26 protein-coding genes are annotated in these 24,521 nt (G+C 47.4%); 21 read left to right on the top strand and 5 right to left on the bottom strand.

Annotated elements, in window-relative coordinates; all coding sequences use genetic code 11:
* Positions 1-207 precede the first annotated feature (207 nt).
* The 4 genes from rluC to OEZ43_10355 all read left to right on the top strand — a co-directional run bounded on the left by rluC (position 208) and on the right by OEZ43_10355 (position 3,698).
* Entirely contained in the window at positions 208-1,167 is a 960-nt protein-coding gene (gene rluC, locus OEZ43_10340; GenBank protein ID MDH5545982.1) for a 23S rRNA pseudouridine(955/2504/2580) synthase RluC, read from the top strand.
* A complete protein-coding gene (locus tag OEZ43_10345) occupies positions 1,164-1,826 on the top strand; it encodes an HAD-IA family hydrolase (GenBank protein MDH5545983.1) in 663 nt (220 codons plus the stop codon). Before rluC ends, OEZ43_10345 begins: the two co-directional genes overlap by 4 nt.
* Before the next feature lie 3 nt (positions 1,827-1,829).
* Positions 1,830-2,954, top strand: coding sequence for a S49 family peptidase (locus OEZ43_10350; protein MDH5545984.1), 1,125 nt, complete (start codon positions 1,830-1,832; stop codon positions 2,952-2,954).
* 381 nt (positions 2,955-3,335) lie between these two features.
* Positions 3,336-3,698, top strand: a complete 363-nt coding sequence (locus OEZ43_10355) for a TusE/DsrC/DsvC family sulfur relay protein (protein ID MDH5545985.1) — start codon at positions 3,336-3,338, stop codon at positions 3,696-3,698.
* Between the two features lie 13 nt (positions 3,699-3,711).
* On the opposite strand, the gene OEZ43_10360 is transcribed toward OEZ43_10355, so the two are convergent.
* The 5 genes from OEZ43_10360 to OEZ43_10380 all read right to left on the bottom strand — a co-directional run bounded on the left by OEZ43_10360 (position 3,712) and on the right by OEZ43_10380 (position 9,889).
* On the bottom strand, positions 3,712-5,091 hold the full coding sequence (locus OEZ43_10360) for an L-serine ammonia-lyase (GenBank protein MDH5545986.1): 1,380 nt from the start codon (positions 5,089-5,091) through the stop codon (positions 3,712-3,714).
* A gap of 230 nt (positions 5,092-5,321) precedes the next feature.
* Complete coding sequence (locus OEZ43_10365) at positions 5,322-5,894, bottom strand: hypothetical protein (GenBank protein ID MDH5545987.1); 573 nt, start codon at positions 5,892-5,894, stop codon at positions 5,322-5,324.
* Positions 5,895-6,031: 137 nt separating this feature from the next.
* Positions 6,032-6,613, bottom strand: a complete 582-nt coding sequence (locus OEZ43_10370) for a Maf family nucleotide pyrophosphatase (protein MDH5545988.1) — start codon at positions 6,611-6,613, stop codon at positions 6,032-6,034.
* Between the two features lies 1 nt (position 6,614).
* Positions 6,615-8,453, bottom strand: a complete 1,839-nt coding sequence (gene oadA / locus OEZ43_10375; protein ID MDH5545989.1) for a sodium-extruding oxaloacetate decarboxylase subunit alpha — start codon at positions 8,451-8,453, stop codon at positions 6,615-6,617.
* Between the two features lie 17 nt (positions 8,454-8,470).
* On the bottom strand, positions 8,471-9,889 hold the full coding sequence (locus OEZ43_10380; GenBank protein MDH5545990.1) for an acetyl-CoA carboxylase biotin carboxylase subunit: 1,419 nt from the start codon (positions 9,887-9,889) through the stop codon (positions 8,471-8,473).
* A gap of 186 nt (positions 9,890-10,075) precedes the next feature.
* Between OEZ43_10380 and OEZ43_10385 the strand changes: the two genes are divergently transcribed.
* From OEZ43_10385 to lgt, 17 genes are all read left to right on the top strand, one after another.
* Positions 10,076-10,630: a YceD family protein gene (locus tag OEZ43_10385; protein MDH5545991.1), complete on the top strand. Its 555-nt coding sequence runs from the start codon at positions 10,076-10,078 to the stop codon at positions 10,628-10,630.
* A gap of 29 nt (positions 10,631-10,659) precedes the next feature.
* Positions 10,660-10,857, top strand: coding sequence for a 50S ribosomal protein L32 (gene rpmF / locus OEZ43_10390; GenBank protein ID MDH5545992.1), 198 nt, complete (start codon positions 10,660-10,662; stop codon positions 10,855-10,857).
* A gap of 11 nt (positions 10,858-10,868) precedes the next feature.
* A complete protein-coding gene (gene plsX, locus OEZ43_10395; protein MDH5545993.1) occupies positions 10,869-11,891 on the top strand; it encodes a phosphate acyltransferase PlsX in 1,023 nt (340 codons plus the stop codon).
* Positions 11,888-12,856 carry a ketoacyl-ACP synthase III gene (locus OEZ43_10400; GenBank protein ID MDH5545994.1) on the top strand — a complete coding sequence of 323 codons (969 nt, stop codon included), beginning with the start codon at positions 11,888-11,890 and terminating at the stop codon, positions 12,854-12,856. The genes plsX and OEZ43_10400 overlap by 4 nt, the downstream gene beginning before the upstream one ends.
* Before the next feature lie 12 nt (positions 12,857-12,868).
* On the top strand, positions 12,869-13,795 hold the full coding sequence (gene fabD, locus OEZ43_10405) for an ACP S-malonyltransferase (GenBank protein MDH5545995.1): 927 nt from the start codon (positions 12,869-12,871) through the stop codon (positions 13,793-13,795).
* Between the two features lie 12 nt (positions 13,796-13,807).
* On the top strand, positions 13,808-14,551 hold the full coding sequence (fabG, locus tag OEZ43_10410) for a 3-oxoacyl-ACP reductase FabG (GenBank protein ID MDH5545996.1): 744 nt from the start codon (positions 13,808-13,810) through the stop codon (positions 14,549-14,551).
* Between the two features lie 243 nt (positions 14,552-14,794).
* Positions 14,795-15,031 (top strand): acyl carrier protein, encoded by a 237-nt coding sequence (acpP, locus tag OEZ43_10415; protein ID MDH5545997.1) that lies wholly within the window; start codon positions 14,795-14,797, stop codon positions 15,029-15,031.
* A gap of 101 nt (positions 15,032-15,132) precedes the next feature.
* Positions 15,133-16,374: a beta-ketoacyl-ACP synthase II gene (gene fabF / locus OEZ43_10420; protein MDH5545998.1), complete on the top strand. Its 1,242-nt coding sequence runs from the start codon at positions 15,133-15,135 to the stop codon at positions 16,372-16,374.
* A 66-nt stretch (positions 16,375-16,440) separates the two neighbouring features.
* Entirely contained in the window at positions 16,441-17,778 is a 1,338-nt protein-coding gene (locus OEZ43_10425; protein ID MDH5545999.1) for an aminodeoxychorismate synthase component I, read from the top strand.
* Positions 17,762-18,577, top strand: a complete 816-nt coding sequence (gene pabC / locus OEZ43_10430) for an aminodeoxychorismate lyase (protein MDH5546000.1) — start codon at positions 17,762-17,764, stop codon at positions 18,575-18,577. The genes OEZ43_10425 and pabC overlap by 17 nt, the downstream gene beginning before the upstream one ends.
* Positions 18,550-19,608: an endolytic transglycosylase MltG gene (mltG, locus tag OEZ43_10435; GenBank protein ID MDH5546001.1), complete on the top strand. Its 1,059-nt coding sequence runs from the start codon at positions 18,550-18,552 to the stop codon at positions 19,606-19,608. The genes pabC and mltG overlap by 28 nt, the downstream gene beginning before the upstream one ends.
* A 3-nt stretch (positions 19,609-19,611) precedes the next feature.
* Positions 19,612-20,235: a dTMP kinase gene (gene tmk, locus OEZ43_10440; GenBank protein MDH5546002.1), complete on the top strand. Its 624-nt coding sequence runs from the start codon at positions 19,612-19,614 to the stop codon at positions 20,233-20,235.
* Positions 20,235-21,239 carry a DNA polymerase III subunit delta' gene (locus tag OEZ43_10445; protein MDH5546003.1) on the top strand — a complete coding sequence of 335 codons (1,005 nt, stop codon included), beginning with the start codon at positions 20,235-20,237 and terminating at the stop codon, positions 21,237-21,239. Before tmk ends, OEZ43_10445 begins: the two co-directional genes overlap by 1 nt.
* Positions 21,236-21,589 carry a PilZ domain-containing protein gene (locus tag OEZ43_10450; protein ID MDH5546004.1) on the top strand — a complete coding sequence of 118 codons (354 nt, stop codon included), beginning with the start codon at positions 21,236-21,238 and terminating at the stop codon, positions 21,587-21,589. The genes OEZ43_10445 and OEZ43_10450 overlap by 4 nt, the downstream gene beginning before the upstream one ends.
* 20 nt (positions 21,590-21,609) lie before the next feature.
* Positions 21,610-22,386: a TatD family hydrolase gene (locus OEZ43_10455; protein MDH5546005.1), complete on the top strand. Its 777-nt coding sequence runs from the start codon at positions 21,610-21,612 to the stop codon at positions 22,384-22,386.
* A 76-nt stretch (positions 22,387-22,462) separates the two neighbouring features.
* Positions 22,463-23,647 (top strand): class I SAM-dependent rRNA methyltransferase, encoded by a 1,185-nt coding sequence (locus OEZ43_10460; protein ID MDH5546006.1) that lies wholly within the window; start codon positions 22,463-22,465, stop codon positions 23,645-23,647.
* A gap of 38 nt (positions 23,648-23,685) precedes the next feature.
* Complete coding sequence (gene lgt, locus OEZ43_10465; protein MDH5546007.1) at positions 23,686-24,486, top strand: prolipoprotein diacylglyceryl transferase; 801 nt, start codon at positions 23,686-23,688, stop codon at positions 24,484-24,486.
* Positions 24,487-24,521 lie beyond the last annotated feature (35 nt).

Here is a 24,521-nt window from a genome sequence, read left to right on the forward strand (position 1 = left end):
TCGTAGAGGTGTGAAATCGTATTCCAAATTTTTCTGTTACAATGTGGGCCTTTACGGCCTTCGCCTGCGCGAGGTTTACGCATTGGCAGACTTGGCGTCAGTCCCCCTATATACGTTTTTTTCAGCCAATACACAAGCATAGACTCGAAAATTTTAGCGTAATCGCAAAAATACCACTCTATCGTTTACTAACATATTGAATAGCCGATGAATAAATCCACCAAACCAGACACATTCAGTGTTCGAATAGTATCTATCGACGACCAGCATCAGGGACAGAGAATTGATAATTTTCTGACTACCCTGTTAAAAGGCGTTCCCAAAACTTATATATACCGCATACTCCGTAAGGGTGAAGTGCGTGTCAACAAAGGGCGGGTAAAGCCTGAGTATCGACTCAATACTGGTGATCAGGTAAGAATTCCCCCGGTCAGGACCAGCGCTGCAAATACTGGCCCGTCTCCAGACAATCCGGTATTGCGTCGACTTGAGAACAGTATTTTATATGAAGATGGCGATGTTATTGTCTTGAATAAGCCTGCTGGAATTGCGGTACATGGTGGCAGTGGTGTGGATTTCGGGGTGATCGAGGGTATGCGTGTTCTTTTTCCTAAAGCCAAGCGACTGGAGCTTGTACACAGATTAGACCGTGATACATCAGGGTGTCTGCTATTGGCGAAAAAGGCCAGTATTTTGAAGTCACTTCATGAGCAAATTCGAAGTGGGGCCATGAAAAAACACTATCAGGCCTTGGTGGTAGGTCGTTTGGAAAGAGCTATCGACAAAGTCGACGTGCCGTTAAAGAAATTTGTCGCGAAAAACGGTGAGCGCTTTGTCAAAGTGGATCGTGAAGGAAAATCGGCGACGACGCTGGTGAAAGTGGAAAGGCTATTTCACCATGCAAGCCTGCTTTCACTTGAATTGCTAACCGGACGGACCCACCAAATAAGGGTACACTGTGCCCATATTGGTCACCCCATCATTGGTGACGAAAAATACGGAGACGAGCAGTACAATCAGCAAAGTCGCACGAAAGGAATCAAAAGACTTTGTCTTCACGCGCGACGGCTTCAATTTTCAATTCCGGGAAAAGATAAGGTTATCGACATCGTCGCCCCATTGGACAATGCTTTTCAAGCGGCTATTGCCACACTGGAGAAAGAGTGAATTTGCCTTACAAAATGTTGGTGTTTGATTGGGATGGTACCTTGATGGATTCCCAGGCGGAAATTGTCTACTGCTTCCAGTCTGCAGCAAAGGATTTGAAACTCGCGGTTCCGCCAACCGAGGAGATACATAAAATCATCGGGATCGGTATGCAATTCGCTGTAAGAGCCATTTTTCCAGGCGTTCAAAGTGACGAGGGGATAAACGCTATCATCGAACGCTATCGACATTACTACTTTCATCCGGAAAAGGTTCAGTCGGAACTGTTTGAGGGTATTTACGACATGCTGATTGACCTAGAGAGCCAGGGATATCTGTTGGGGGTGGCAACCAGTAAAGGCAGGCGGGGACTGGATGAGTCGCTTGAACGAACGAGACTAAACAAGGTTTTTCATGTTACGCGATGTATCGATGAGGCACAGTCGAAACCGCATCCGCAAATGTTGCTGGATGCTATCGATATGCTTGGTGTAGAGCGTGACGAAGCGTTGATGATAGGCGATACGGAATTTGATTTGCAAATGGCAAACAATGCCGGTGTGCATGGTTTAGGTGTAAAATGCGGCGCACATCCGGAGGAACGACTGCGTGATTGTAAGCCTGTTGATATACTGGAGCATACCCGTGAAGTATCGGATTGGTTGCTGCGTAAAGGATAGAGTATGAATGATAAAAAAGATGATCAAACGCAAATTGATGGCGACGATTCCAATGTGGATAAAAATTCGATGAAACAGGAAGATACCCCTGTTGCCAGCGATAGCCTTGAATCAGCGGATCCCTGGACGCGGGAGTCCTCACCTGAGGTAAAGGCAACAACATCATCTAACGTTGATGAACTCTCGGCGGAAGGCGAGAGATCAAACAACTGGCAACAAGATTTGATCAATAGACTGGCATTTGCCTCGTTAAACGAGCAAAGACGGAATCGTCGCTGGGGCGTTTTTTTCAAGTCGTTGTTGTTTGTATATCTGTTTAGTTTGTTATTTCTCTTTTCTCCGTCAGAGACCGGTGAAATTAACCTGGCCCCGCATACTGCAGTGATAGAGATTAAAGGGGTGATCAGCGACGATCAATTTGCCAGTGCGGACAATATTGTTAGCGGTCTTCGCGCGGCATTTAAAAACAAAAATTCACATGGCGTGATTTTGCGCATAAATAGTCCTGGTGGTAGTCCGGTCCAATCCGGCTACGTGTATGACGAAATTGTCAGACTGCGCAAAGAATATCCGAATAAGCCGCTCTATGCGGTCGTTACGGATATGGCGGCATCGGGAGCTTATTACATCGCGGCGGCCGCCGATGAAATCTATGCAGACAAAGCCAGCATGGTGGGGTCTATTGGCGTGATTACCGGTGGATACGGTTTCGTAGAGGCCATGAAAAAGCTCGGCATTGAGAGACGTGTGCTCACTGCGGGAGAAAACAAGGCATTCCTCGATCCGTTCTCACCATTGCAAAAAAGTCATAAAGACCATATGGAAAAAATGCTTGCCAATGTCCATGAGCAATTCATCACCGCGGTCAAAAAAGGGAGAGGCGAACGCATCAAGGATGACTCAAGAATATTCAGTGGGCTCATCTGGTCTGGCGAACAATCAATTGATTTGGGTTTGATCGACGGTTTGGGAAGTACCAGTCAGGTCGCGAGAGAAATTATTGGGGAAGAAAAAATCGTGGATTATACGGTAAGACCCAGTTATATCGATCGTTTTGCTGAGCGTATCGGCGTGACGGTATCACAAATGCTTTACTCTGTTTTGAACAAGGGTTTTGAGCTTAACTAAACAGGTCGCGCAGAGGAGACCTAAGCATCCTCTGCGCAAAATGTCATAATGTGTTGGCGACAGATCGCCCACACGCAATTCACTGCATGTCAATTGTGAACTGACAAGTTCACTGCTTTTGTCTTTCAACGCTTGCTTGAATTCTATTAATTCCTTTCCGTATTTGGGCTGGCGAAATATAGTCGTTTTCATCAATTGAAAATTCTTATCGAGATAAGCAACGATCGTGTGGCCCAGGCCACAAATCAGGCATGTGTTTCGACTATGCTTTAGAAAATAACTGCTACACTTAAATTTAGTAGGCAGTTAAACGAATAATATTGGATTTGAACAAATCATATTTTTAATCAATGATGTTTTGTAGTGACAAAGGAAACCTTTATGCAAAACAGAGATTATGAAGTTGTAAAGCCAGGGTTTATTTTTAATACTAATCCCGACTTCCCTCATGCGCCACCCGATTGGGATCGCGATCAAGCGATAGAAGTGGCGAGGAATCTTGCATTGGAGATGAGCGAGGGGCATTGGGAAATTGTGCGTGCACTGCAGGAATTCTACGCTAGTCATGAGCGAATTCGGGTTAGAGAGCTACTAGATGCTCTGGATGAGCGTTTTCATTTCAAGGGAGGCGCTCGTTATTTGCTGCAAATGTTCCCTGGCGGTCCGTTGAATCAAGGTTGCCAAATTGCCGGGCTTACCGCGCCTTTGGGCAATGTGGACAAGGCGTACGGAACGGTGCGTTAAAGACAGGAATGTTTCAACATTCGGTTATGCTAACCGCTAGGCCGCCAAGAGAGGTCTCTTTGAATTTGTGAGACATTTCCAAACCGGTTTGTTTCATGGCTGCTATGCAATTGTCGAGTGACACAAAGTGACGTCCATCACTATGCAATGCCAGGGAAGCTGCAGTATAAGCCTTTACTGCACCAAAACCATTGCGCTCAATACAGGGGATCTGCACTAATCCCTGTACGGGGTCGCAAGTCATTCCAAGATGATGTTCAAGCGCAATTTCTGCCGCGTTTTCTATTTGCTCTGGGTTGCCACCTCGAATAGCGCACAAGCCTGCGGCGGCCATTGCTGCTGCAGAGCCAATCTCTCCCTGACATCCAACTTCGGCTCCAGATATAGAGCTTCGGTGTTTGATAATGCCACCGATTGCAGCGGCAGTAAGAAGAAATTCGTGAATTTGTCTTTGTTGGATATGATGGTGTTTGAGTTCGTAATACAAAATTGCAGGAATTACCCCAGCTGCACCATTTGTCGGTGCGGTTACCACAGTATTGCCTGCGGCATTTTCTTCATTTACTGCCATGGCATAGGCGCATAGCCAGTCAGCGTTTTCCGCTTGTTTAGGTGAGGATAGCAACTGTTCATGAAGTCGCGCGGCGCGTCGTTCTAAATTGAGGCCACCTGGTAAGTTCTCTCGATGGCGTAAACCATTTAACATGCAGGTGTGCATGGTATTCCAAATGCGATCAAGCCCACGCGAAACCGTGTCCGAATTTAATCGGGCGAGTTCATTTTCCCATTTCATTTGGGCAATGGTTTTTCCGCTGTCTTTTGCCATTTTCAACATGCTGTTCGCTGAATCAAAGCCAAATGGAGAGAGCGGTTCGGTATGATAGCTAAGCGGTGCCTGGATATTGTCAATTTCCTCCAGGGTTTTAATGAAACCGCCACCAATGGAAAAATAGGTCTGGCTAATCAGCGTTTTCTCCTCTGCAGACAATAATTCAAATATCAAACCATTAGGATGTTGGGGGAGTGTCGGCCCAGTATCAAATATAATTTGGCTTTGGGGCTCAAAATGTATTGAATGTGTTTTTGAAAGCGAAACAGAGGTATGTTGAGCAAGTGTATCGTATATATCCTGAATGTTTTGTCCTGCCAGCGTCTCAGGCAAGTAACCATGTACGCCGAATATTATCGCTTTATCACTGCCATGGCCTTTGCCTGTATAGGCAAGCGATCCTTTTAGGGTACAGCGCAGTGATAATGATTCCGTCTGTGGTAAGTGATCGACGGCAAGCTTACATTGTGTAATGAATGCGGCAGCGGCATTCATGGGGCCCATAGTATGTGAGCTTGAAGGGCCTATTCCCGGTTTGAATAATTCCAATACGCTGATGAACACTGAGTGATTCCTGCAGGATTGTGATCGTAGTTTTTATACCTAATCATACATACTGTCGCAATGATTAAATTTGTTTCAGTACAGAACTCTAAAGCCGACCATGCTATGAATTGATGAACTATCCTGGTGAGGCAATCAGTTCCGAATTAGTACAGCGACGTTGGCGGCTGGGTTTCCTAAAAAGAGACACTAAACGGCGAGTGTGACGGGGGAAATGCAAACCCGATATTCTATTCAGAACTGATTTTTGCGACGCACAATTGTGTTTTAAGCTGAAAACCGCCAAACATGGATTTGTTTACTTCGAGTTCGCGAGCATAACTGATGCCCTGGACTTTCTGGTGCGTACGCGTTTCACGTTTTATGAGTTTTGGAATCGTCTCGCGCCACAATGAGGCAAATATATCTTGGCTACTTTGTGTCTGGGTCAGATTTCTTTTTATAAATTGGCAACGCTCCTCTGGATATTTTGGTAAGGAGACGCTTGCCTGTAACCATATGGCCACGCCGTGTTGACCGATAGTTTCAGTTCTAAGCTTCTTTACCTGGCTGATTTCAGCTCGCAGCTGTTGGGTAAAGTTTAATTCGTTAGACTTTCTCTGATAAACAAATTGAGCCACCTTGGCCTGGTCGCTAAGCATTGCATTAGCAGCTGCCGTGGCAAGTTCACGGTTGATAGCGGTACCACCTTTGGTCTCGCTATAGCCAAACCCGGTAATAGATTGAGCAGTTACGGGTAGGCTTAACGTTATAGTTAGCAGGATTAGAAATGCTGTAAAGTAGGTGCGACAGGACAGTTTCATGGTAGTTGCTCTCTGAGTTTAATCGCCATGCGCTTATTGTGTTCTTTTTGACAATTAAGTTTATCAGTGATTCAGGTTCGTGTGCGAAAAATGCCAGATAAAAAAAGGGAGGGGGGGAACAGCTTTTAGAGCGGCGTTTACAAAACGGCTACATTGAAATTTCCTAAAATTCGCGTCAAGTGTATTAAAGGCAGACCAATCAGCGCAGTAGGATCATCGCTATGAATGGCGCTGGTGAGAGCTATGCCATAGGCTTCGGATTTGAAAGATCCTGCACAATTTAGAGCGGGTTCTCTGTTTAGGTAATTATCGATCTGTGACGAAGTCAATGTCCTAAAAGACACCCGTGTGGGAAAGAGTCCAAATTCAAAATGTTTGGTTTCGTCATCGAAAACACATAACCCAGTTTCAAACACGACGTCTTGTCCGGAAATGAGCGTCAATTGGCGCCTGGCATTTTCGATACTTCCCGGCTTACCCAAAATCTGACCATTGCACACCGCGACCTGGTCTCCTGCAATAATCAGCGCACCCGGAAACTGGTTGGCGACGGCCCTGGCCTTTGCAATGGACAGGCGTTCCACCAGTTGTTGTGGTGTTTCATCTTCTTTCGGTGTTTCATCGATATCTGGCGAACAGCATTCGAATTCAAGATGTAGTCGCTGGAGTAATTCTCGCCGATAAGGAGAAGAAGAACCCAGGACCAATCTTCGCGCCATTCTATTCGATCTCAATCAATGTTTCGTCAGGATTTACTGCATCGCCCTTTGCTATATGGATGGCTTTGACCTTTCCATTTATCGGCGCCTGGACTTCGGTTTCCATTTTCATAGCTTCGGTAATAAACAGCGGGTCTCCCGCTTTGACTGAATCACCGACCGCTACCATGACATCTACAATAGTGCCCGGCATGGAAGTTGTGACGTCACCAGGTGAGCTGGCGCGGCGACGGGAACTGCCCGGAGCATTCAATGTTGTGGTTATACCAGTAGCTGCGCCAGCGATACCGCCGGTCTGAATCTCAGACAGGGTTTCCACCAGGATTTCCTCGGGCACGCCATCAACCCGCATGTAAAATGGGCGCTGTGCCTGGTACTTATGACCGGCACCAGTCATCTTGATGTTATATGTTTCTCCATGCATGGTGACATTAAATTCTGTCGGTGCGAGGCCGCAAACGGCGACGTTTTCAGACTCAGGTGGTTCTAGCGCCTCAGGCTTTAAAGTGCCTGCTTTCCGTTGTTCTAAATAGTCACGCGCGAGGTCTGGAAACATGGCATAGGTAAGAACGTCTTCCTCGGTCTTTGCAAGTGCTCCAATATCTTGGCGCAATTTGTCCATCTCAGCAGGAATTAAATCTGCAGGCCTACAGTCAACGACTTTTTCCTTGCCAACAGCCTGTTCCTGGATCAGCTTATTGACCGGCGCAGGGGCCTTACCGTACTTGCCCAATAAATATAATTTCACTTCGTTTGTGATGTTTTTGTAACGCTCACCGGTCAACACATTCATGACCGCTTGCGTGCCTACTATTTGTGAAGTCGGCGTTACCAAAGGCGGATAACCGAGATCTTCCCGTACGCGCGGAATTTCTTCCAATACGTCATTGATGAGTCTGAGTTCGCCTTGTTCCTTTAATTGATTAGTCAGATTGGAAATCATTCCACCAGGCACTTGATTGACTTGCACACGGGTATCTAGTCCGGTGAACTCGCTTTCAAACTGATGGTATTTTTTGCGCACTTCTCGGAAATAAAAACCAATCTCCTGAAGTAGTTCGAGGTTAAGACCGGTATCGTATGGTGTATCGCGAAATGCGGCTACCTGGCTTTCCGTGGCGGGATGGCTGGCGCCTCCAGAGAAAGACGAAATCGCCGTGTCGATGTGAGTTGCGCCACATTCAACGGCTTTGTATTGGCAGATTGAAGCCAAACCAGAAGTCGCATGCGAGTGTATCTGCAATGGTACGTTCACCGTTTTCTTTAATGCTGTAACCAGTTCTTCTGTCGCATGTGGCGTTAACAATCCTGCCATATCTTTAATAGCGATACTGTCACAACCCAGATTGACCATTTCTTTTGCTAATGAGACGAAGGCCTCATTAGTGTGCACAGGGCTGGTCGTGTATGAGATTGCCCCTTGCGCATGTTTGCCAGCAGCTTTAACCGCCTTTATGGCAGTGGAAAGATTGCGTATATCATTGAGCGCATCGAATATGCGAAACACATCCACGCCATTATCGGCAGATTTCTTGACAAAGTTTTCAACGACATCATCGGCATAGTGACGATAGCCAAGCAGGTTTTGTCCTCGCAATAACATCTGTATGCGTGTATTAGGTAAAGCCTTACGCAAATCACGCAAACGATCCCAGGGGTCCTCTCTGAGGAATCTTACGCAGGCATCGAAAGTGGCACCACCCCACGCTTCCAATGACCAGAACCCCACTTGATCAAGCTTCTTGCAGATTGGAATCATATCTTCCGTACGCATGCGTGTGGCAAGTAACGACTGATGGGCATCACGTAATATGGTTTCCGTAATTTGTACTTTTGACATGTGGGATCGTCTCCTGACTAAAGCCGGTGGTGTGCAGCGATTGCTGCCGCAATCACAGCTGCCAATTCGCGAGGTGGTCGACGCGTCGAGTAATCATTTAATTCGGGATGAGACTCCACGAAACCGGTATCGATCACGCCTTTTTTGAATTCCTCGGTTTTGAGTATCTGTAACTGGTAGGGAATCGTTGTTTTGATTCCGTGTACACTAATATCTTGCAAAGCACGTTCTGCACGGCGCAATACTTCCTCCCATGTGAGTGCCCAAACCGTGAGTTTTACGCACATGGAATCGTAATAGGGCGGTATGGTATAGCCGCTATAAATAGCGCTATCCGTGCGTATACCGGGTCCACCCGGAGCGAAGTAACGCGTTACGCGTCCGAAACTGGGGAGAAAATCATTTTTTGGGTCTTCCGCATTGATGCGAAACTCAATCGCAAATCCGCGACGGGTTATTTGCTCCTGGGTGTAGCCAAGTTTCTCGCCATTGGCGATGCGTATTTGTTGTTGGACGATATCAACGCCGGTGATTTCTTCGGTGACACAATGCTCGACTTGCAGTCGAGTGTTCATTTCCATGAAGTAGAAATTTTCGTTTTTGTCTAACAGAAATTCGACTGTACCAGCATTCTCGTAACCGACTGTCTTCGCAGCGGTGACTGCATAATTGCCGAGCATTTCCCGTTGTTCATCGCTCAACTGTGGGGAAGGAGCGATCTCGACCAACTTCTGATGACGACGCTGTACAGAACAGTCCCGCTCGAATAAGTGGATAGCATTGCCATGAGAATCGGCCAGCACCTGCACTTCAATGTGCTTGGGGTTCACAATACACTTTTCCATAAATACATTGGCACTGCCGAAAGCCTTGGTTGCTTCGGAAATGACCCTGTCATAGTTCTTTTTCAATTCGCTTTCATTTTCGCAGCGACGAATACCTCTGCCACCGCCACCAGAGGTCGCTTTAAGCATCACCGGGTAACCGATTTTTTTGGCCAGCTTGATTGCCTGATCCAGATTGTCCAGATTGTCTTCTGAGCCAGGCGTTACCGGAACACCAGCAGCGATCATGGCTTTACGCGCCTCGGTTTTGTCCCCCATGCGGTGTATGACTTCGGCGCTAGGGCCGATGAATTTAATGCCTCTTTTCTTGCAGGCGGCTGATAAATCTGGGTTTTCTGATAGAAATCCATATCCCGGGTGGAGTGCGTCACAGCCAGTGGCGACGGCTAGATTGACAATACGGTGAACATTTAAGTATCCGGAGATAGAGTCCGGTCCGATGTTATAGGCTTCATCGGCCTTTTTAACGTGCAAAGCGTGGCGGTCGGGCTCTGCGTATATAGCAACAGACTTGATACCCATCTCAGCGCAAGCGCGCACGATTCGTACGGCAATTTCGCCACGATTGGCGATAAGGATCTTCTTGATCAAAGTGTTGTCCTTACAAGTGGATATGGGCTCCATACTAGCAAATCTGAGGCCGTTTACATTTTGTAACTCTTGGCCTTGAGAGGTGCTAAGTTATTGGGATTTCTATAGAATCATGTCTTTGATGTCAAGATTTGCATGTGATTTGAGACGATTCAGCAAAAAAATGCTAAAAATCAAACAGTTTTTTTGACAGAAGCCAACTTGCAGACTATTATTGCCGCCCAAATGTCGCGACGTTTGCCTATAATGATTGATCCACTGAAGTATGCGCAAAATGCTATGCGTATCAGTGGATTATTGCGCGTTGCGGAATTTGATCGTATCACTGACAAGCTGGCCAATCGGGAAGGCGAGCTCGCGGTTGAGTTGTCTTTCGACCGTATTCAGGGCAAACCGGTCGTGGAAGGCAAGGTCAGCGGAAAACTGGTTTTAATCTGCCAGCGTTGTATGCAAGCCATGGAATTTGAGGTAAACGGGGATTTACGGCTAGGGCTAATTCGCGACGAAGCCGAGATCGACGGGTTATTGTCGGGTTTTGAGCCGTTGGTTGTTGAACCAGAGCCGATGAAGGTGAAGGATATCATTGAGGACGAATTGTTGTTGATGATACCGATGATACCCATGCACGAACAAACACAATGCGAACCTGCTTTGGCAGTAGAGCAGGCAGTGTTCGTAGAGAATAAGCCGGTTCGAAGTGTTAATCCCTTCGCTGAGCTTGAGAAGTTAAAGACACATTAGATTTTCGAAATTAACTTGAGGTAAAAAACATGGCTGTACAGCAAAATCGTAAAACCCGCTCTAAGCGTGGTATGCGTCGTGCGCATGATGGTCTAAAGCCGGCGGCGTACTCTATTGACTCCAAAACTGGCGAATCTCATTTGCGTCACCATATGTCTGCCGACGGCTTCTATCGTGGTCGCCAGATCGTCAAGCCTAAGCAAGAAGTATTTGTAGACGAAAATTAAAGGATAATTCCTTGAGTCTACGTATAGCACTTGATGCAATGGGGGGTGACCACGGCGCCCCCGTTGTAGTTGCGGCTGCTGTAGAATTGCTGAAAAGGCATCGAAACGTTCACTTGATTCTCGTTGGTGATCAAAGCACGATCAGAAAAGAATTGAGTAATTTGGGTGCCAAAGAGTCTGACAGCTTATCTATTCACCACTGTACCCAAGTAGTCGCAATGGATGAATTACCATCTGTTGCGCTGCGGTCTAAAAAAGACTCCTCTATGCGTGTTGCTATCGACCTTGTAAAGAAGGGCGAGGCGCAGGCGTGCGTGAGTGCAGGAAATACTGGCGCATTGATGGCGACGGCTCGATTTGTGCTAAAAATGCTGCCCGGGATAGACCGGCCGGCAATTTGTACGGCTTTACCCACCATGCGTGGTCATTGTCATATGCTGGATTTGGGGGCCAATATCGATTCCGGTCCAGAAGCGCTGTTTCAGTTTGGATTGATGGGTTCTATTCTTGCCTCTGCTGTTGATGGTATCGATAGGCCGACAGTCGGTCTGTTGAACATCGGTGAAGAGGAAATAAAGGGCAGCGAATACATAAAAGAAGCTGCAAAGCTTTTGGAACAAAGCGATATCAACTATTATGGTTTTGTTGAAGGCGATGACATCTATAAAGGTACTGTTGATGTCGTCGTAAGTGATGGTTTCGTTGGAAATGTGGCGCTTAAAACAAGCGAAGGCATCGCGAGAATGGTTAAGCAGTTTTTGAAAGAAGCCTTCACCAGTAGCCTACGTGGCAAACTATCTGCCGTTGTAGCAAAGCCGGTTTTGAGGGCTTTCGGAAACAGAATTGACCCGGGTCGTTATAATGGCGCGAGCCTGGTAGGTCTACAAGGCATTGTTGTGAAGAGTCACGGCAATACTGATGCAAAGGCCTTTGCTAACGCAATCGACGTAGCAATAAAAGAAGTAGATAAAGATGTGCCTCAACGTATTGCAAAGGAACTGGAATCCATGGTTGTTGAAAGGCAAGCAGTTTGATCTATTCACGAATCATAGGCAGTGGCAGTTATTTACCGGAAAAAACCTTAACAAATTACGATCTAGAAAAACTGGTTGATACCAACCATGATTGGATTGTTGAGCGAACCGGTATAGTAGAAAGACATATTGCCGAAGCAAACGAAACAACCGCTGATCTCGGGACCAAGGCTGCGCAACTGGCCTTGCAATCGGCCGGGGTTAGTAATAACGATATTGATCTCATTATCGTTGCCACTACTACACCAGATAGAATTTTCCCAAGTACCGCTTGCCTGATTCAGGAGCGGCTCGATATTCACGGTTGCGCCGCGTTCGATGTGCAAGCCGTGTGTACAGGGTTTGTGTATGCACTGAGCGTGGCGGACAAGTTTATTAAAACGGGCTCAGCACGTTGCGCATTGGTTATTGGTGCGGAAACTCTGTCTAAGATCGTGGACTGGACCGATCGCGGCACCTGTGTTTTGTTTGGTGATGGCGCAGGCGCGGTGGTTTTGAGTGCGAGCAGTGAACCAGGGATTTTGTCTACACATCTCCATGCGGATGGCCAGTATAAAGAGTTGTTGACTACAACTGGCGGCATTTCCGAAAGTCCAAAATCACTGGGTGCAGAACAGGCATTAGTGACTATGAAAGGAAATGAGGTTTTTAAGATGGCAGTCAATACATTGGGTGCTATTGTTGATGAAACTCTCGAATATAACAATCTCAAAAAGTCCGATATAGATTGGCTGGTGCCGCACCAGGCCAATATACGAATCATAACGGCGACTGCAAAAAAGCTGCGCATGCCTATGGAGCGCGTGGTGACGACTGTTGACAAGCATGGTAATACCTCAGCCGCTTCTATTCCTCTGGCTTTGGACTGCGCCATTAGAGACGGTCGTATCAAGAAGGGTGAAATGCTACTCATGGAAGCTTTTGGTGGCGGTTTTACCTGGGGTTCTGTTTTAGCTAAGTACTAAGAGGAAATTCCTATGTCTCAGGCTTTTGTATTTCCAGGCCAGGGTTCGCAATCTGTGGGCATGATGAAGGCTTTCGCAGACGAGCAGCCTGTCATCAAGGAAACGTTTGAAGAGGCGTCAGATATTCTGGGCTTCGATCTCTGGAGCCTCACGCAAAACGGTCCCGAAGAAAAGCTTAATCAAACCGATAATACACAGCCTGCCATGCTGACGGCAGGGGTTGCGAGCTGGCGTGCTTTCAAACAGGCCGGGGGGGCAGACCCTGTATTTATGGCCGGCCACAGTCTCGGCGAATATACGGCCCTGGTTTGCGCAGGCGCTATGTCCTTCGCACAAGCGTTACCATTGGTCGTAAAACGTGGCCAATTTATGCAGGAAGCAGTGCCCGCTGGAACCGGCGCGATGGCAGCTATCTTGGGTCTGGACGACGAAATTGTACAAACGGTTTGTGATGCAGTGTCACAAGGCGAAGTTTTACAGCCGGTCAATTACAATAGTCCAGGACAAGTCGTTGTCGCTGGAACGCGCGGCGCGGTCGAGCGTGCAGTTACTGCAGCGACGGAGAAAGGCGCGAAACGCGCTATTATTTTACCTGTCAGCGTTCCGTCGCATTGCGATCTTATGGCACCTGCAGCAGATCGCCTGTTTGCAGAGCTAGGCAAAATAGATATCAATAGTCCCGCAATTAGCGTAATTCATAATGCTGACGTGGCATCGTATTCGGATGTGGAAAAAATCAAAGATGCCTTGCGTAGACAGTTATATTCTCCCGTTCGTTGGGTGGAAACCATACAATTACTCGCAAAACAAGGCGTGACTGAAATAGTAGAATGTGGTCCTGGTAAAGTACTTGCGGGATTAAATAAACGGATAGATCGTCAAATGGCGGCAATTCCCTTGATTGATCAAGGCTCGTTAGATAAATGCTTGGGAAACTAAAAGGAGACGCGAATGTCACTCGATAATCAGATTGCAGTAGTAACAGGCGCAAGTCGGGGAATTGGTAAAGCCATTGCGCTGACACTGGGACAGCAAGGCGCGTTTGTTATTGGTACAGCGACCAGCGACAGCGGCGCTGAAGCTATTAGTGCTTATATGAACGAAGCAGGAATTAATGGCGTTGGAAAAAAATTGGATGTATCGGATGACGATGCAGTTAACCAATTTATAAAAGATATTACCGCGGAAAAAGGGGCGCCAACAATTTTAGTTAATAATGCTGGGATAACAAAAGACAATCTCAGCATGCGCATGTCGATGGATGAATGGAATTCGGTAATTAATACAAATCTGACTTCTGTGTTTCGTATGTCTAAGGCATGTCTGAAAGGCATGATGAAGGCGCGTACCGGACGCATAATCAGCATCGCTTCTGTTGTTGGTGCAATGGGTAACGCAGGCCAAACAAATTATGCGGCTGCCAAAGCGGGCATTATGGGATTTAGTAAGTCTTTGGCACGTGAAGTGGCTGCGCGTAACATTAGTGTGAACGTGATTGCGCCGGGTTTTATCGAAACCGATATGACCAAGGCTTTGCCTGAAGATCAACGCGACACATTAATGACACAGATACCCATGAAGCGATTGGGTCAAGTTGAAGACATTGCTGCAACTGTTGCCTTTTTAGCATCAGCTGGTGCGGGATATATCACTGGTGAAACCATACACGTAAATGGTGGCATGTATATGGCATAAACCGATACTTTAAAATTTACCGCCAAAAATTTGTTATCACTGTAAAAATGGCGGCCAGATTTTGAAGTTTTGCAAGTTGGAATTTGATAAAAGACTTTGCAAAATTGGAATGTTGTCATAGAGTGACACAAAATGGATTTTAGGAGAGGCGTAGTAGGGCAAAATTTACTGGTACTGCCAGATAGATTTCACTACAATACGCCCAACTTTGTTGCAAATAACCTACTGGAGGAATTGTTTATCATGAGCAGCGTCGAAGAACGAGTTAAAAAGATCGTCGTTGAGCAGCTTGGTGTTAAGGAAGAGGAAGTCACTAATGAAGCATCTTTCGTTGACGATCTCGGTGCCGACTCTCTGGACACTGTAGAATTGGTAATGGCTCTGGAAGAAGAATTTGAATGCGAAATTCCTGATGAAGAAGCCGAAAAGATTGGCACAGTTCAACAGGCTGTCGACTACATCAATGCAAATATCGGTTAACAACCTTTTATTCTGCTAACCAATGTTTGATATAAAGGCCGTTCCTTTGCAGGATACGGCCTTTTCTATTCAATGAACATTCATTAGTTGAGGAAAATGTTTTGCGCGGAGATAGAAGAATCGTCATTACAGGTTTAGGTACGGTTTCCCCTTTGGGTCTAAACGTAAAAGACAACTGGGATGCGGTGCTTGCAGGTAAAAGTGGTATCAGGCCTCTCGAACACTTTGATGTATCTGATTTTGCTACCCGCTTTGGTGGTTCGGTTTGGGGCTTCAATGTCGAAGACTATATACCGAAAAAAGACGCCAAAAAGATGGATCCATTTATTCATTACGGTATCGCAGCGGCATCAGAGGCAATCAAGGATTCGGGACTGGAAGTTACCGATGCAAATGCTGAACGCATAGGTGTTGCAATTGGTTCAGGTATCGGTGGACTTGGTGGCATCGAAAACGGTTACGCTGCCTGGTTGAAAGGTGGACCTCGCAAAATTTCGCCTTTCTTTGTACCCAGCAATATTATCAATATGATTTCTGGCAATCTATCCATTATGTACGGATTGAAGGGTCCTAATATTGCGATCGTAACTGCCTGTACTACAGGTACGCACAGTATCGGTGAGGCCGCACGAATTATTGCTTATGGCGATGCCGATGTGATGGTTGCTGGTGGCGCCGAAATGGCGACCAGTATTACTGGTCTCGGTGGTTTTGCTGCAGCACGAGCTTTATCTTCACGTAACGATGATCCGCAAACGGCCAGTCGTCCGTGGGACGTCGACCGTGATGGCTTCGTATTGAGTGATGGTGCAGGTGTCGTCGTTCTTGAAGAATACGAGCACGCGAAAAAACGTGGTGCGAATATTTATGCGGAAGTCATCGGATATGGTCGCAGTGGTGATGCTTATCACATGACGTCGCCATCAGAAGGCGGTGACGGTGCACGTCGTTGTATGGAAAACGCATTAAACGATGCACGTATCAATGGCGTAGATGTGCAATATATCAATGCCCACGGTACCTCAACTCCAGCTGGAGATAGGGCAGAAACTATGGCGGTCAAATCACAGTTTGGTGATTATGCTTATAAGCTCGCTGTGAGCTCGACTAAGTCGATGACCGGACACATGCTTGGTGCTGCCGGTGGTATAGAGGCGATCTTCACCGCGCTGGCAATACGTGACCAGGTAGCTCCACCGACGATCAATATATTTAATCAGGACCCTGAGTGTGATCTGGATTTTGTAGCAGGTACCGCTCGCGAAATGACAATCAACGTTGCGCTTTCCAATTCCTTTGGTTTTGGCGGCACCAACGGTACGATTGTTCTAAGTAAAATCTAAGACGACTGACGACAGGCAGTTTAAGCTGTCTGTCGTTTTTTTTCTGAAGGCCTGCCGTTGTCTTCGATCATACAACATAGCATTTCTTACGATGTCGACTTGCTCGCTTTGCATGAACGGCATCCGCACAAATACCCTTGTCTACTCGAGAGCGTAGCGCATGGCCCACAAGGTCGTTACGATATTTTGTTCGCTTGTCCGCAAGAGAGTTTTCAAATTGATGTTAATCAAATCAATCAAGATGATTTTCTGCAAAAACTCGATAATGTATTTTCGTTTGAACGGATTTATGACAAAGATGAAAGTGGGCTGCCTTTTCGTGGTGGGTGGTTTGTTTTTCTTTCTTACGAACTCGCGCAACAAATAGAACCGGTTCTCGATCTTCCGCTAAAGGGTAGTGATTTACCCATTGCGGCAATGACACGCGTACCGGCAGCAGTGATAAAGGATCATCTGCATGACAGGGCAGTTGTGGTATTGGAGGGTGGTCATAGTGAACTCCTCGCAGAAATTCTCGCAGATTTACAATCAGCCGTAGATACACCAGACTTTCCATGTATGTTGCTGAATTTTGGGTCGCTGGTGGAGGAAGACTCGCAGCGATATCAGGAGCAGCTAGCAAAGATTCATCAATACATCGTCGATGGCGACGTGTTTCAAGTGAATTTGTCACGGCTGTGGCAGGTTGAACTAGCTGAGCGTGACGCTGCGACGCAGGTGTATAGACGACTACGCAAAAGTAATCCGTCGCCTTTCGCCGCGTTACTGAACTGGAAGAATCATTACATAATCAGTTCTTCCCCGGAGCGTTTGTTGAGCGTAAATGACGGCATGGTCGAAACACGCCCTATTGCCGGTACGCGGCCGCGCCGGGAAGGCGACGATGAAGCGCAAAGACTTGCTGAATTGATATCACATCCCAAGGAAAGGGCTGAGCACGTCATGTTAATCGATCTGGAAAGAAACGACCTTGGGCGTGTTTGTGTGCCTGGAAGCGTCGAGGTCAATGAACTCATGACACTGGAAAGTTACGCCCATGTTCATCACATTGTGTCCAATGTGCGTGGTCGTTTGAAGCCGAACACTTCACCGGGTGAGGTCATTGCAGCCGTTTTTCCTGGCGGCACTATCACTGGTTGTCCCAAGGTGCGATGTATGGAAATTATTGCAGAACTTGAACAGACTCGACGTGGAGCGTACACCGGTTCGGTTGGCTACATCAATCGCAACGGTGATATGGATCTTAATATCCTCATTCGTACGATGACGCTATCTGCAAGTGGCGTTCTTAACTTTCGTGCCGGGGGGGGGATAGTGGTGGACTCTAATCTTGAAAGGGAGTTGGAAGAAACGCGAGCCAAGGCCAAAGGAATGATAAAGGTGCTCGATGAACACCTGGGTTGACGGTATACCCTGTGAACAAGTCTCAGTGTTTGACCGGGGATTACAGTTTGGTGATGGTCTGTTTGAAACCATGCGTATCGTCGATGCCGACGTGCCGCTGCTGGATCGACATATCCAACGGCTATCGGCTGGTTGTGAGCGGTTGGGCATTGCGATGCCAGACGAAGACATACTGAGACGTGAAGTTAACTGTGTCGCCTCCTTACATACAAATGGCGTATTAAAGCTTATCGTCAACCGGGGGGACAGTCGGCGTGGGTATCGCTGTCCGCAAGACAGTCATTCGAAACGCGTGATGTATTATTCTGAATTACCAGTCTACCCCCGAGAATTCACAGCGCGTATTTGTCGAATGCCTTTGTCCCAGAATAAGACCCTCGCAGGGATCAAACACCTCAACCGACTTGAGCAGGTCCTTGCGAGACGCGAGTGGGATGATCCCGAAATCCATGAGGGCATTATGCTGGACGTGGATGGCATGGTCATTGAAGGGATAAGCAGCAATATTTTTCTCTTACATCAGGGACTTCTGCTTACTCCTAAATTGGATAGAAGCGGGGTTACCGGTATTATGCGGCAATTGCTTATGGAGATTGCTCAGCAACAGGGTTTGAGGTGTGAAATCAGTACCGTGAACAAGGAAGCTCTCATTTCTGCGGATGCCGTATTTCTGACCAATAGCCTGATGGGTATGCGCCCGGTGAGTCGAATTATTGGCCTGCGAGATTATTCTGCACCGGGTAGGGAATATCAAAAAATCAATCGTTTGATATGCAACTACTTCAAAGAAAAGATCTGATCGCCAAGTTACTCGGCGGATTCGCGTTGTTTCTCAGTCTGCTGGGGGGCGGCATGTGGTATAGCGTCAACAGCTATAGCTCGGACGCGTTAGAGTTGAGTGAATCCACGGTGATGTTTGTCATTCCTGCGGGTAGCGGGCTCATCAGTGTCGCAAACGATTTAAAAAAGCAGGGCATAATCGAAAGCGCCAGAAAGTTGCGCTGGTTGGCGCGTATTCAAGGCAAATCGCGTGAAGTAAAAGCTGGAGAATACCAATTAGAAGTAGGTATGACGATTGGTGGGATGCTGGATATGTTTGTCGCCGGCAAGGTCAAGCAATATGCCTTGACGCTGGTTGAGGGTTGGACATTTAAGCAAATGATGTCTGAAATTTCAGCGCATCCAAAGATTCGCCAGACGCTGTCGGGATTGTCTCCAGAACAAATCATGTCCCAAGTAGGTTTTACCGGTGAGCACCCAGAAGGGCGGTTCTTACCCGATACCTATCATTTCCCTGTTGGTACCATGGATGTAGATTTCCTCAAACGTGCGCATAAGGCAATGGAGGAGGTTTTGTCGCAGGCCTGGGAACAACGCCAACTTGGTTTGCCATACCAATCGGCCTATGATGCACTGACGATGGCCTCTATCGTGGAGAAGGAGACTTCGGTAGAGACCGAGCGAGCCGCTATCGCCGGTGTATTTGTTCGACGTCTACAGAAACGTATGCGCCTGCAAACCGACCCTACGGTTATATACGGCATGGGGGATAGCTACGAAGGAAACATAAGGCGCAGCGACCTGAAGCGCGATACTCCGTATAATACCTACACCCGTAGTGGATTGCCGCCGACGCCTATTGCCATGCCAGGTCGTGATGCAATAGTGGCAGCGCTGAATCCAGAAGAAGGGGATGCCTTGTATTTTGTAGCCAAGGGCGACGGTAGCCATTTCTTTTCCAGTACCATTGAGGAACACAATAAAGCTGTCGTTCGTTACCAGATACGCAACCGCAAACGCGACTATCGCAGTACACCAACAGAGAATTAAAAAGTGAGTGGTAAGTTTATAACAATGGAAGGCGGCGAGGGCGCCGGCAAGTCTACAAATATGGCATTTGTTCAGCAATTCCTTGAAGATAAAGGCATTGATCTGCTTGTCACGCGTGAACCTGGCGGTACCCGTTTATCTGAAAAGATACGCGAGTTATTGCTTGATAAAGCCAATCAGGAAATGACTGACAATACCGAGCTATTGCTCATGTTTGCCGCCCGTGCCCAACATCTCGAAGAATTGATACGTCCAGCGGTAGCTGCTGGCCAATGGGTTTTGTGTGACCGCTTTACTGACGCGACCTATGCCTATCAAGGTGGTGGTCGGGGGATGGACTATGGGCGCATTGCCGCATTAGAGGCCTGGGTACAACAAGGGCTTGCGCCAGATCTCACCTTGCTTTTGGATCTGCCTGTAGAAACAGGGATGGCGCGAGCGGGTGAGCGGGGCGAGCTGGATCGTTTCGAGCGCGAGGAGCAGGCCTTTTTTCAACGTGTGCGCGAGGCATATCTTGAACGCGCCAGACAGGCGCCTGAGCGATATCGCATCATCGATGCCAGTCGACCACTTGAAGAGGTGCAATCCCAGCTTGCTCAGGTACTCACAAAGGAGTTGGCCGAGTAATGATCTATCCCTGGTTGCAAACCCAATGGCAACAATTAGTACAGACCCAACGTATGGGTGGGTTGGCCCATGCCTATCTTTTTTCTGGCCCGGCCGGAATTGGTAAAGAGGATTTCGCACAGGCCAGTGCGCGATTCCTGTTGTGCCAACAGAACGAGGCTATCGAATATCCCGGTTGCGGACATTGTCCGTCCTGCCAGTTGTTCGATGCGAAAACGCATCCCGATATCTTAATTGTGGAGCCGATTGGCGCCAGCCAGACGATACAGGTAGATCAGATTCGGTCTCTGATCGAATACCTTAGCCTCAAACCTCATCAGGCAGCGCGCAAGATAGCCATTATCAAGGCGGCCGATCGGATGAATGCTAATGCTGCAAATAGTCTGTTGAAGTCTCTTGAAGAGCCACCCCCGGCGTCTATGTTGATTCTGTCTACCTGTCATGGCAGCCGTTTACTGCCAACGATAAAAAGCCGTTGTCAGCAAATAACGTTTAGCGTTCCGGATGCTGACATTAGCCGCCCGTGGCTGGCAGCGCGCCTCGAAAAAGAGGCGCAGGCCGAGTTATTTTTACAGTTAGCGCAGGGGGCACCGCTAAGAGCAGTGGAATTGGCCGATGTAGAAACAATGTCTCAGCGGACGATGATATATGATGATTTACAGGCATTACTGGCAAAGAAAGCCGATGTGCTCGCAGTCGTAAAGCGTTGGACAAAACTGGATACGCAAATTCCACTGGCATGGATGCGGAGTTTTGTATTCGATATGGCACGCCTCAAAGTTGCGGAATACCCCCCGGCTGTTAATAATCCTGATTTCGCACAGGCCTTTCGCCAGCTATGTGCTTCGATGTCATTGCAGAGTCTGTTGTCTTATCTCGCGCAGGTGCAAAACGCTTCCCGCTTCGCACAGGGAAATATGAATCGCGAGTTGTTATTCGAAGAATTGTTGTTCAACTGGGTTGACTTGGGCAGAAACAAAAAACATTTGGTGAATACACAATGAGTTCATCTACTAAACCACCCCGTTCCGGCAGCATAGTCAACCTGAGTTACAAGGAAAAGTCCGGTCTCTATACCGCATATATGCCATTCGTGAAAAACGGTGGACTATTTATACCGTCGAGTAAATCTTTCGAGTTGGGTGATGAAGTCTTTGTGGTCTTGACGTTATGGGATGTTCAGGATGAATTACCCATCCCGTGCAAAGTGGTGTGGATTACACCCGTCGGCGCGCAGAACAAGCGCAAACCCGGTATCGGTGTGCAATTTCTCGATAATGGAACGGCACGCACGCGCATAGAAACCATTCTCGCAGGAACGATCGAATCCGATCGCCAAACCGATACCATGTAAATTATTGGAACTGAGTCAATATGATTGTCGATTCTCATTGTCATCTGGATTGTCTGGAAGGGGGACAAAACCTCTCTGGAGTTGAAGAGTATCTTCAACGGGCGCAGGCGTCCGGAGTCTCCCGTTTTCTTTGCGTGTGTATTGATTGGGAGAACTTCCCAATGGTGAAATCGTTGGCACAACACTTTCCGCAAGTTTATGCTTCCGTCGGCGTGCACCCGAATCATAAAGATGGCAAAGAGCCTACGGTAGAGGAACTGGTAAACGAAGCCAAAGCGGATGAAATAGTCGCTATCGGTGAGACCGGGCTGGATTACTTTCGTAGCCAGGGTGATCTCGATTGGCAGCGCGAACGCTTTGCACGTCATATTGAAGCATCTAAGCAATCGGGCAAACCCCTGATCATACACACACGCGAAGCGAAACAGGACACTATCTCGATGATGCAATCCGAGCAGGCTATTGATGCCGGTGGTGTAATGCATTGTTTCGCTGAAGATTGGGATACCGCAAAGGCGGCGATGGACATGGGTTTCTATATTTCCTTTTCCGGAATCGTGACGTTTAAATCTGCCACAGAGCTACAAGAGGTGGCGCGTCGCGTGCCGATCGATCGCATGTTAGTTGAAACCGATAGCCCGTATCTTGCTCCAGTACCGCATCGTGGAAAACAAAATGAACCGGCTTACGTGAAACATGTGGTGGATTTTATTGCGCAGTTGCGCGGTGAATCTTCTGACGCTATCGCGCAGTGCAGCAGTGATAATTTCTTTCGGCTTTTTAGTAGCGCGGCCTAGCTCGGATAGTTTCGCACACTGTAGAAAGCAATTTTTCCAAACAAACTGAAGATCATAACGAACAGGTGTATCGCACGTGGCGCTAAAAAATTTGCAGCTGAAGAAAAGTCAGGAGCGTCGCCTACAGGTTGGACACTTGTGGGTTTATAGCAATGAAGTCGATGTTGCTAAATCGCCACTAAAATCATTTGAACCAGGCGAACTCGTTAATGTGGTACGCGTTGATGGAAAATCGATGGGTACTGCCTATATAAATCCGAATACGTTGATTTCGGCGCGTATTATAGATGATGAGCCGAATGTAACGCCTGATGCGGCCTGGTTTGAAAGGCGCATCCTCGATGCGCTTGCTTTGAGGAGCCAATATTACCAACAGAACTGTTATCGCCTAATACATTCCGAAGGTGACTATCTACCAGGGGTAATTATTGACCGCTATGGTGACTATCTGGTATTGCAAATCAATACCCAGGGCATGATGGCATTTCGAGATACACTAGTAGAAGTATTGCAGAAAGTATTTCAACCTAAGGGCATATTATTGCGTAATGATAATTCCGCACGCATACACGAAGGCCTGGAGGCAGAAAGTGAATGGCTGTTAGGACAAGGTGAGTCCACTATTATCATCGAAAATGAAACGCGTTTCGAAATTCCTCTCGGTGAAGGGCAAAAAACTGGCTGGTTTTACGATCACCGGGAAAATCGTCGTTCTTTACAACGAATTGCCAGAGATAAACATGTTCTCGATGTGTTTTCCTATATGGGAGGTTGGGGCATCGCTGCGGCCCAGGCAGGCGCCAAAAGTGTATGTTGTGTTGATTCTTCAACCACTGCTATTGCCTATGTTCATAAGAACGCCGAATTGAATAATGTTCAAGACAGAGTCGAAACCGTTTGCGATGATGCCTTCGATGCGTTAAAAAAACTCAAGGCGGAAAATAGGCGCTTTGACATTGTTGTAGTGGATCCACCGGCATTTATTAAACGGAAAAAAGATAAAGAGGCAGGAGAAAAGGCTTACCAGCAGCTCAATAATTTGGCTATGGATTTAATCGTGCCAGGGGGTATGTTAATTAGCGCATCCTGTTCCCATCATCTTGAAGAAGAGTCGTTACAGCGGATTATTCTGCGTGCGGCGCGTCGCCAACGCCGACGCCTGCAAATTCTTTCACGCGGAGACCAGGCGCCAGATCATCCTGTGCATCCAGCAATCGCCGAAACACGCTATATCAAAACTATTTTCTGTCGTGTTATTTAAATAATCATTCGAACAAGCCAAGGTAAATTGAATTTACTATGCTGGTCTTTCCCAATATAAATCCTGTTGCTCTGGAACTGGGCCCAGTGGCTATACACTGGTATGGAATTATGTATGTGTTGGGTTTTTTAGCCGCCTGGCGATTAGGATTGTTTTATGCTCGGCGCCCGTATTCCGTTTGGACAGGACAACAGGTTAATGATTTAATCTTTTACGGCATGCTTGGTGTCATCCTGGGTGGACGTATTGGTTATATTTTGTTCTTTGATCTGTCCTCATTCATTAGCAATCCTGTCACGATGCTCCAAGTTTGGCAGGGTGGGATGTCATTTCACGGGGGATTGCTTGGCGTAATTATCGCCATGTTGTTGTTCGCGCGACGCAACAATAAATCGTTTTTCACAGTTGCCGACTTTGTCGCTCCCTTGGTGCCCTTAGGTTATTTCGCAGGGCGAATAGGTAATTTTATCAACGGAGAATTGTGGGGCAGGGTGGCACCGGCTGAATTGCCCTGGGCGATGGTTTTTCCCCATGTTGACCAATTGCCCCGTCACCCATCCATGCTATACCAGGCGCTATTGGAGGGGCTGGTTTTGTTTGCCCTGTTGTGGTGGTTTACGCTACAGCGGCGCCCGAGTATGGCGGTGTCCGGCGTGTTTTTGATCGGTATGGGTGGCTTTCGCATTTTTAATGAGGGATTTCGAGAGCCTGATGCACATATTGGTTATATTGCGTTTGATTGGTTTACCATGGGGCAGTTGTTATCTGTGCCGATGTGGGTCATTGGCGTTATACTGTTCTGGCTGGCCTATCGCCCGGCGAAATCTGCTGTTCGCTGATATCGCAGACAGCAATTCTGGGTGACTGTGTTTTT

Source organism: Gammaproteobacteria bacterium, assembly GCA_029881255.1.
Taxonomy (GTDB): domain Bacteria; phylum Pseudomonadota; class Gammaproteobacteria; order S012-40; family S012-40; genus JAOUMY01.